This is a genomic window from Occallatibacter sp., assembly GCF_049802275.1.
Taxonomy (GTDB): Bacteria; Acidobacteriota; Terriglobia; order Terriglobales; family Acidobacteriaceae; genus Telmatobacter.
Genome location: NZ_JBARMD010000464.1, coordinates 1 through 8,973, shown reverse-complemented (window position 1 = coordinate 8,973; position 8,973 = coordinate 1). Strand labels below are relative to the sequence as shown.

Below are 8,973 nucleotides of genomic sequence, written 5' to 3'. Positions count from 1 at the left end.
CGCACCGCGATGGGCAATTGCTTTCAAGTTCTCGGCCGAGCAGCTGAAGGAAGCGAGCGTCCCGCAGGAATTTGAAGTGCGTGGCGAGACTGTGATGCCGCTGAAGGCATTCGAAAAAATGAACAAGGACCGCGAGGCGGAGGGGTTGGCGCCGGCGGTGAATCCGCGCAATGCTGCGGCGGGCACGCTGCGCACCATGGAACCGAGCATCGTGGCGCAGCGACGGTTGGATGTATATGCTTACTTTCTGCTGACCCAGGGCGAATATGCGGCGATGGGGCAGGAACAGACGCTGGATGCGCTGACGGCACTGGGATTCCGGGTGAACCCGCATCGGGGGCGGATGCACAGTGTCGAAGAGATGATGGAGTTTATTGAGTCGGCTGGGAAGCGCAGAGCCACGCTGGGCTACGACATCGACGGCGTCGTGTTCAAGGTGAATGCACAGGGTACAAGACAGCGACTTGGTTACACGGGGCGCGCACCGCGATGGGCAATTGCTTTCAAGTTCTCGGCCGAGCAGGCGGTAACCCAGATGTACGACATCATGATCACCGTAGGACGAAGCGGCAAGCTGACACCCACGGCGATGTTGAACCCGGTGTTTGTGGGCGGGGCCACGATCAGTCGCGCGACGCTGCACAATGCGGACTGGATCGAGAGGATGGGGCTGAAGGTTGGCGACTTCGTGAAGGTGGAGCGCGGCGGGGATGTGATTCCCAAGGTTGCGGCGATCGTCGAAGATGCTGAACATCCGCGCGGGAAGCATACCTTTGCTTTTCCGAAGAACTGTCCCGTGTGCGGCAATGCGGTGGTACGCGAGGAGGGCGAGGCCGATTATCGCTGCGTCAACGTCGACTGCCCTGCCCTGCTGCATGGCACCGTAGAACATTGGGCCAGCCGCGGGGTTATGAATATTGAGGGGCTGGGCGAAGCTTCGGTGTACGAACTCACAAGACGGCAAGTGGTAAAGAGCGTGGCTGACCTCTATTCGCTTAACGAAGAAACCCTTGCGTCGCTCAAGCAGGAGATCGAACGCAACGGCGTCAAGAAGGAGCAGCGCGTCTTCGGGCCGGTCGAGATCAAGAAACTCCTGAAGGAGATTGAGAATTCAAAACAAGCGGGGCTGGCGCGCCTGCTCATGGGTCTCAGCATTCGATTTGTCGGCGAGCGCACGGCTGAGCTGCTGGCACAGGAGTTCGGATCGATAGATAGAATCATGGATGCCGGTGCGGAGGAATTGGAGCGTGTGGAGGAAATCGGACCGCGCATTTCTCTTGCAATCATGGATTTCTTCGCCCGGCCCGCCAATCGCGAGTTGATCAAACACCTCAAGGCGGCAGGTGTGAAGATGACCGCAGAAAGGAAACAACGCACGGTGCAGTTGGCCGGCATGACGCTGGTGCTGACAGGAACACTGCCGAACCTCTCGCGCGATGAAGCGAAGGCGATGATCGAAGCTGCGGGCGGGAAGGTATCCGGGTCAGTGAGCAAGAAGACCAGCTACGTGATTGCGGGTGAGGAAGCCGGATCGAAGCTGGAAAAAGCGCAAGAGTTGAAAGTGCCAGTGCTGGGTGAGGCGGGGCTCTTGAAGCTGCTGGATAAAGACAGGGAATAGGAATAGATAGAAGCAGCAGGTCGCCTTTCCGCTTCGCGGAAAGTACCACGTTAGCGCGTTAGGGGTCCTGCTTCGCGTTGAATTGGCTGTCTCTTATGCGATGGAGCGGCGGGGCCGCTCGGTTTGTTCGGTGAGGCGCTGACGCTCTCGTTCGCGCTTCCACGCTTCGGCGCGCACGGCGGTGGAACTGGATGCTCCGCGCGGTGATATCTGGTCCGTCGACATGATGAGGCGGGCTGAGGATTCAAAGTCTTGCACGTGCGAGCCGATGACTGGAAGCGGCGTCATTTGGGGGGACGCAGTACACGTAACACTTGTATGTATCGGCGACGCCGCGCGATTCGAAGATGCTGCACTCGATGGATCTGATTCAACCGTTGCTGAAGCCCGCGCGCTGAGCGCCTTCGCCATGAAATCATCCACAAGCTTGTGCAGGCATTTGTGTCCACACAAGTGGCGTACCCCTGTCTTGATGCGGTTACGCGCACTCCATGTGCTGATGCGAAGCTCAGACCCGCGATCGTTGGCGACGAACCAGTGGTTGGCGTTGAGCATTTCTGTTCCGCAAATGTCGCACGAGATTGCCTGGCGGATCACCGAATCTCCCCCAACTCATTTCATCGCAGATTTTGGAAAACGACGGAGGATTGAGGAGAAAGAATCGCTGTTCGTTTCGAAACGGAGAGACGGAAGAGGACCAGTGTCGAAATGGGATGGTCCCACCCTATCCACAAGAATGCCGAAAGGATGGGCACTCGATTTTGAGGTGCGGACGCGCTGCTATTCTTTCGGGGCGAAGTAGCCTTTTTTGGCGCGGGCGACGTAGCGACGGTCGTTGCAGTAAAGATAAATGGCTCGGAACTCTCCATTTGCCTTGAAGTCTGCCGGTGTGTAGGTCAGCGCGTACTGGCTACGCAACTCCTCTTCGATGCTTTTGAAGCTGGTGGACATCTCCTCAACGGAGGGCGGGAAGAAAGTCTGGCCTCCCGTATCGCTGGACAACTGCTCAAGAACCTGATCTCCACGACCGCGGCTGGGGGTCCAGTTAGTGCTGATGGAATAGACGATGGTCTCGGCGCGCTGGCACATCTTGATGGCCTCGTCGAGGTGGACGCGGCTCTGGTTGTCGTCGCCGTCGGATATGAGGACCATGGCGTGGCGAACGGGTTCCTGGCCGCGCGAGACGTCGAGGAGCTTGTCGCGGCAGGCGGTGTAGACGGCGTCGAACATCGCGGTGCCGCCACCGGGGCGCAAACGGTTGATGCCGGTTTCGAGGGCATCGACGTTGTTGGTCCAGTCGGCGGTCACCGTCGGGGTGACGTCGAATCCCATGACAAATGCGCGATCGCTTTTTGCCTTCAGTATCTGAAGCAGAAACTCGGTCGCGGATTGCTGTTCAAACTGAAAGCGGGAGCGAATGGAGGTACTGGCGTCAATGACGATGCCCACACGCAGAGGCAGGTTGATCTGCTGTCGAAACGAAGTGATCTTTGCAGGCGCCTTTTGATCGTCGAGCAGAGCGAAATCGCTCTGCTTAAGGTTCGGAATGTAATGGCCGTGTTTGTCGGTCACGGTAAAAATGAGGTTGACCTCGTTGACACCAAGTTTGAGGGTAGGGCCGATGTCCTGGGTCTGATCCTGAGCTTCGGCCGCAGATTGCTGTGCTGCCGGGGTTTGGGCGGCCTGCTGGGTCGCAGGGGGCTGAGCCGGTTGCGGAGCGGGCATCTGCGCAGGTTGCTGGGCTTGCAGCATGGAGACACACACTGCCGCCCCAAGGACCAAGCCGAAATATCTTGTGCTCATATCACTCACTATCTTATCAATGGCGCACGATAATCTTGCGCTGTTCACGTTACGGAGGTGTTGACGGAGTCTACTCAATTTTGCTCAAGGCGGACAAGGAACGTCTCAAGTTCGCTGGGAAGCGCGGCTTCAAACTCGAGAGGTTTGCCCGTGATGGGGTGCGTAAATGCAAGTTGCGCAGCGTGAAGGAAGTTGCGACTCAGTTTGAGACGCTCCGGTTGGGAGTTACGGCGTGCCGAGCGGGAGGGAGCGGCTTGCGCGGCCACCTGGTCAGTAAGTTGAGAGGATGCGCCGTAGACCGTGTCCCCTACGACGGGATGGCCAATGGAAGCCATGTGGACGCGAATCTGATGGGTACGGCCTGTTTCTATTCGAACGCGAACCAGAGTGTACTTGCCGAAGCGGGTGTCGAGGCGGCGAATAACTTCGTAATGAGAGACGGCGGAGCGCGCATTATCTGAGGGGCGGGTAGTCATACGGGTGCGGCGCAACGGGTCGCGGCTAAGTGCAGCGGTAATGGTTCCCTTCTGGCGCTCGACTGATCCCTGTACGAGTGCGATATAGGTCTTGCTGATTTGACGCGTTGAAAAAAGTTCGGCGAGCGCCGCGTGGGCGGCATCGCTTTTGGCGACAATGATCAGGCCGCTGGTGTCCTTGTCAAGACGATGGACGATGCCGGGGCGGAGGTCGCCGCCCGTGGCTGAAAGTGCTTTGAAACGAAAGAGAATCGCGTTGACGAGAGTGTTACTGTTGCGCGCATCTTCAGTTTCGCCGGCGCCTGCGTGGACCATCATACCGGCAGGCTTGTTGACGACGGCGAAGTGCTTGTCTTCAAAGATGACTTCGAGGGGGATATCCTGCGGTGTGGCTTTGAGCGGCGCGGGATGGGGCTCGCCCGTAATGAGAATCTTTTCGCCGCCGCGGAGTTTGAGCGAGGGCTTGGCTTGCGCGCCGTTGACCGACACATCGCCCTGATCGAGAAGCAACTGCACGCGCGAACGGCTTACGCCCTCAAGTTGCGTGGCGATAAAGTGATCGAGACGCTGGCCTGCGGCTTCGGGTGGGACTTCGATCGAACGGGTCTCAGCCATGGGATGGCCTTTCAATGTCGGATGGAACAGATCGTGGCGGGACGTTGGGAGCTACGGAAACCTCTGCCACGGCGATGCGCTGCGGAGCGTGCTCGAGCAATAGCCATGCACCGCCAATTACGAATGCGATGCCGGCGACCTGTGGGCCTTTCAATACGCCGTGGAAGAGCGCACCGCGGCCGATGGGATCACGCCAGAATTCGGTGAGGAACAGAACGGCTCCGGTCGTCATTAGAAAAATGCCGGCCAGGTCCCCGTTTTGGCGACGATGCGGAAGCCAGAGGACGAGGCCGATTGCAATCGCCAGGAAGCAGAGTGCAGCGTATGCCTGCACTGGATGAACGGGAATGTACAGCGGCGCTCCGCTCCATCGCTCGGCAAGCGGATCGGTGTAGGTGATGGCCCAGTGGGCATGCGCGCCCGTGCCGTAGCCGGACCCGGCGAGCAGCGCTCCGAATTGCTCAAAGGCGAGACCAAGAGCCGCAGGTGCGGCGAGAGCGTCGGCGGTGGAACTAAATGGTAGATGGTACCAAACGGTGTAGAACGCGGCTACGGCGAGCGCGATGAGAGATCCGATTGCGGCAAGGAGCGGATGGTGAACCATCGCGAGGCCCAGCATCCAAAGTGGATGATGGCGCAGCACCGTCCAGTTCGCAATAACGAGCAGAAGTCGCGAACCGGCAAGCGCAGTGAAGAGCATGAGGATGCAGAGGTTCCAGATCTTATTGGGATCGATGCGAAGTTCGCGCGCGATATGGAGGGCGAGCATGAGTGCGAGAAGCACTCCAATTGCGGCGGTTGCGCCGTAAGAAGGAATGACAAGCGGACCGATATGAAAGAGAACGGGATGCACTTAAGCAAGCATAGGGCATTCAAGTGAGGAGAGAACAGCCAGGAGGAGACTGAAGCGCGCGCTCAAAGATTTGCGAGTTGGCTGCAGCCGCCTGGTTTGAACACGCGAACCTTCGATGCGGGACTGGTCTTCAACTTGAGAGCTGGACGAATGGAGACGGCCTACGAGGTTACCGCCAAAATTGGGACAGATCCCATAGAGTTTCGAATGAGCGCAATCGCTGCAGAAGGTTCACTCGAATGTGCAAATGACTGTCTCGGGAGATTCCGGTGGAAGGTCCTTGTCGCAGCATTCGCCGATAAGGCACAACTCAAGCAGAACAACCTCCCGGGAGAAGAAGGTAGAAATCCGGCCCACGGGGCCGTGAGTAATGCGCTGGTGAACCCGTCCTAAGACGGCGGAGCTCCCCGTGGTTCATTAGGCATTCCGGACTGGCGGACACGGCACACAGAACCAATTTGTACGAGAAGAGCCCCTGTTCAATGAATGTTGGTTCAACCAGCGTTGACTACCCACCTGCTTAGCAGGCCGGTTTCTATTGCTGACTGTATGGGTGTTGGCGAGGAATTGCAAGTCTTGTGCGGGTGCGCTCATTTGTGTTAGTAGCGATGCCTGCATTTGGGAATGTGTTTCAAACATGAATTCTGAGAGATAGAGAGCCCTTCACATGTGTTGCGGTCATGTGAAGAGCTACGGCGGATTGCATTGAGGTACGTTTACGTTGAGAGATTACTTTCCAGCCTGTCCGACTGAGGAGCCATAACCCGTACAGGGATCCCAGCCCTTCTGCGCATACCACCCGTCATAGTAGCCGCAGGTGCCGTAGGTGATGTCGCGATAGTCGCGCGAATACATGTTCGATGCCGCGGTGTTGTAGATGAGGGAGAGCTCCGCGGCGCTGGATAAGGAGAAAGAGCCGCCGTGATTGACTACGCCTGCCCAAAGCGGAGTGGCAACACTGGTGCCGCCGATAATGTTCCAGGGCAGCAGCATGCCTCCATAGGTGTTCTCATAGCTGTCGAAGATCCACACACCGGTGCGCGGATTACTGTCGGCTGCAACGTCGGGAATGCCTCGACCGGGGAGTTCGCTGGCGAGATGATTCTGATATGAAGGCAGCGGTTCGTAGAGACTGACGCCACCACCGCCATCTTCCCAGGTGGTCTCCTGTTCAAAGTCGAGCGTGTAGGGGCTGCGCGTGACAGTGGTACCACCTACGGCTACCACGTTGGGCGAGACAGCCGGGTATTCGGTTCCTTCCACGTCGCCGGTAGCAGCAAACATAACGACCTTGCTCTGATTGAAGCGCCAGTCCTCGCTGCTCTCAGCGCTCCATTCACTGCCTCCCCAGCTCATGGAGACTTCGCCACCCCCGGCCGCCCTCACGAGAGTGACCGCCTTAGCAATCGCTGCGAAGAGATCAGTGAAAGTATTTGAGGCTGCTTCGACGAGATAGATGTGCGCATGCGGCGCGGCAGCATGAGCCATCTCAATATCGACTGCCGACTCAGTCGCCCAGCATTCCCAGCCGCTGATGTTTGCGCAGTCGGGATCGGGAGAGGGTTTACTGCCGGCCCACGTGACCGTAAAGTTGGATGAGGTGGGAGCCGGCAGTCCGAATTTGCTGGAGTAGGCCTTCAAATCGCTCGCAGCAGTCGGGTAGTCGTAGGCGTCGATGATGGCGATTGCCCTGGATCCGCCACCCGCATCATTGGAGTTCGAGAGGGTGGCAGGATTGCAATAGGAGGTCGCAGCGGCCAATCCGTAGAGACAGGAGAGCGACGCCGGAGTTTCCGCGTAGTAGCCAGAAATTGGAGACGCGGTAGCGGCGGCGGCACCGTTTGCATGTACCTCGGTCTCAGCGAAACCATGCGGATCGCGACCGGCCGGAACGAAAATTTTGAAATTTGTGTGCGGGCGGATGCCGATGTCTTCATTGGCTTGCATGCCCGAGTGTGGCAGGACGGTATGCCCGCCGCCGCGTAGCCGAGTCAAAGGCATGGTGTGATTTGGATCGAGTTGTTGCGCGTGTATTGGCACACCAAGGGCAAACGAGAGTAAGCAGGATCCTGCAAACAGGAATCTCATACGGACCTCCAACCGGCACGCCGAAGGGGCCCAGGCGTGACGGAAGCGCCTCACGGCGCGAGTGTATGCGGCGATTGCGTTTGGTCCTGCTGACGAGCAACGACCTCAGAGGGCCGAGGGATGGGCGTTTAGATGCGTTAGAACAGATTGATGTTGTATTAGAGGGATAGGGGCAGAGTTTAGTTCGACGCGCCGGGTGCCTTATCGGCAAGCGGCGCTTCTTTGGAGCGTTGCTCGAGCGCGGGCGTTGATGGTTTGTGTTTGGCGAGTTCGTTGGCGCTGGCAACCAGTTTCTTCAGCTTGCCTTCGATGTTGGCATCGCCAACGTGCTGATCTTCGAGAACGCCGTCCGCATCGATGGTAAAGGTAGCGGGGATCGCGCTAACTCCGAAACTCCTGGCGATTGCGCCATCGAACGAACCGTCGCGATACTGCAGCCAGGTCATCTGATTCTTCGCGACGAATTCTTTCCATGTGTTCTCATCTTTATCGAGGCTGATGCTGATGACGACGAGCGGCTGCTCCTCGAATCGGTGAGCGATAGCGCGGTGACGACGCCTCGCTGTCTATCCGGTTCTGCGCTCGTCTTCGAGGACCTCATCGAGCATGCTGCGTAAGTGGGCGGCACGGGCACGGCCCTCGGTTGCGTCCATGCCGGAGAATTGAGAAACTTCGTCGGCCAGGTTGAGGGCAGCGAGAACGGCGACGCGCAGAGAGTCGACAGTGCGCCCCTGCGCGGCTACCGCACGCATCTTGCTGTCGACCAGGTCCGCCAACTGACGGATGTGGTTAGGATCCTGGCCGCGCAAGTGATAGGTCTGGTCGTAGATGCTGACGGTGGTGTAACCGGGTGTGTTGGGCGGAATTTCCTTGGCCATCGAAGAACCTCAAACTTCAAGTGCATCGAGTTGTGAAAGCAGGCGTTCGACACGCTGGCGTACCTGGTCGCGCTCGGCGTTCAGGGCGCGCACTTCTTCCTGCATCGACTTTACAAGAGCAAGTTGCTCGTGGAGTTGCGTGTCGAGACTGTCGGCGCGCTGCTCGGCGGCGGCGCGGGCCTGTCGTTCGCTCTTGACGAGTTGTACGGTGCGGGCGACACGATCTTCGAGAGCAGAAAAATCGCTGCTGCTGAGAGCAAGGTTACCGGATGTTTCGGGGTCGTGCATTTCAGAGGGCTCACTGACGGAATGTTCCGCGATCTGGGATTCCAGGGATGATGGCGACATGGATAATAACCTCCGCGCAAATGCGCTGTATTCGGGAAGTATAGCTCCGCGAGCGAGCACTGGAAGCTGAGGGAAACTGCGAAGAAACTCCCTCGGTACGGGTCAAGCTCGCAGGCGTGCACCGGCTTTGCTGACAGCCTCAACTAAGCGCGATTGGAATGATTGAAGTTCCTCTTCGCGAAGGGTGCGGTCGGGGGCCTGAAAGGTGGCGCTGACGAGCAGTGAATATTCGTGCGCACCGAGGCGGGCATCGCGAAAAACTTCGCGGGCACGCCAATCGACAAGTTCAGGAAT

The 8,973-nt window shown here is 58.3% G+C and carries 10 protein-coding genes and 1 pseudogene; 1 reads left to right on the top strand and 10 read right to left on the bottom strand.

The features are described 5' to 3' along the window. Nucleotides 1–1,618, top strand: a 1,618-nt coding sequence (ligA, locus tag WA354_RS16065) for an NAD-dependent DNA ligase LigA (RefSeq protein ID WP_472814032.1), incomplete at its 5' end; no start/stop codon positions are given. Between the two features lie 93 nt (nt 1,619–1,711). On the opposite strand, the gene WA354_RS16060 is transcribed toward ligA, so the two are convergent. From WA354_RS16060 to WA354_RS16015, 10 genes and pseudogenes are all read right to left on the bottom strand, one after another. After that, nucleotides 1,712–2,215 (bottom strand): hypothetical protein, encoded by a 504-nt coding sequence (locus tag WA354_RS16060; protein ID WP_472814031.1) that lies wholly within the window; start codon nt 2,213–2,215, stop codon nt 1,712–1,714. Nucleotides 2,216–2,398: 183 nt separating this feature from the next. Next, nucleotides 2,399–3,421, bottom strand: coding sequence for a VWA domain-containing protein (locus WA354_RS16055; protein WP_472814030.1), 1,023 nt, complete (start codon nt 3,419–3,421; stop codon nt 2,399–2,401). Between the two features lie 74 nt (nt 3,422–3,495). Further along, nucleotides 3,496–4,512, bottom strand: coding sequence for an RluA family pseudouridine synthase (locus WA354_RS16050; RefSeq protein ID WP_472814029.1), 1,017 nt, complete (start codon nt 4,510–4,512; stop codon nt 3,496–3,498). After that, nucleotides 4,505–5,365, bottom strand: coding sequence for a prolipoprotein diacylglyceryl transferase (locus WA354_RS16045; protein ID WP_472814028.1), 861 nt, complete (start codon nt 5,363–5,365; stop codon nt 4,505–4,507). Before WA354_RS16045 ends, WA354_RS16050 begins: the two co-directional genes overlap by 8 nt. After that, a pseudogene (locus WA354_RS16040) lies at nt 5,366–5,587 on the bottom strand (hypothetical protein); the annotation flags it as partial. It abuts the gene before it with no gap. Nucleotides 5,588–6,094: 507 nt separating this feature from the next. Further along, nucleotides 6,095–7,453, bottom strand: coding sequence for a S53 family peptidase (locus WA354_RS16035; protein ID WP_472814027.1), 1,359 nt, complete (start codon nt 7,451–7,453; stop codon nt 6,095–6,097). Between the two features lie 179 nt (nt 7,454–7,632). Further along, a complete protein-coding gene (locus WA354_RS16030; RefSeq protein ID WP_472814033.1) occupies nt 7,633–7,995 on the bottom strand; it encodes a peroxiredoxin family protein in 363 nt (120 codons plus the stop codon). 24 nt (nt 7,996–8,019) lie between these two features. Further along, nucleotides 8,020–8,331 carry a cell division protein ZapA gene (locus WA354_RS16025; RefSeq protein ID WP_472814026.1) on the bottom strand — a complete coding sequence of 104 codons (312 nt, stop codon included), beginning with the start codon at nt 8,329–8,331 and terminating at the stop codon, nt 8,020–8,022. Between the two features lie 9 nt (nt 8,332–8,340). Further along, nucleotides 8,341–8,679 carry a hypothetical protein gene (locus WA354_RS16020; RefSeq protein WP_472814025.1) on the bottom strand — a complete coding sequence of 113 codons (339 nt, stop codon included), beginning with the start codon at nt 8,677–8,679 and terminating at the stop codon, nt 8,341–8,343. A 102-nt stretch (nt 8,680–8,781) separates the two neighbouring features. After that, nucleotides 8,782–8,973 (bottom strand): phenylalanine--tRNA ligase subunit beta-related protein (locus WA354_RS16015; protein ID WP_472814024.1); only part of this gene is annotated, 192 nt, incomplete at its 5' end.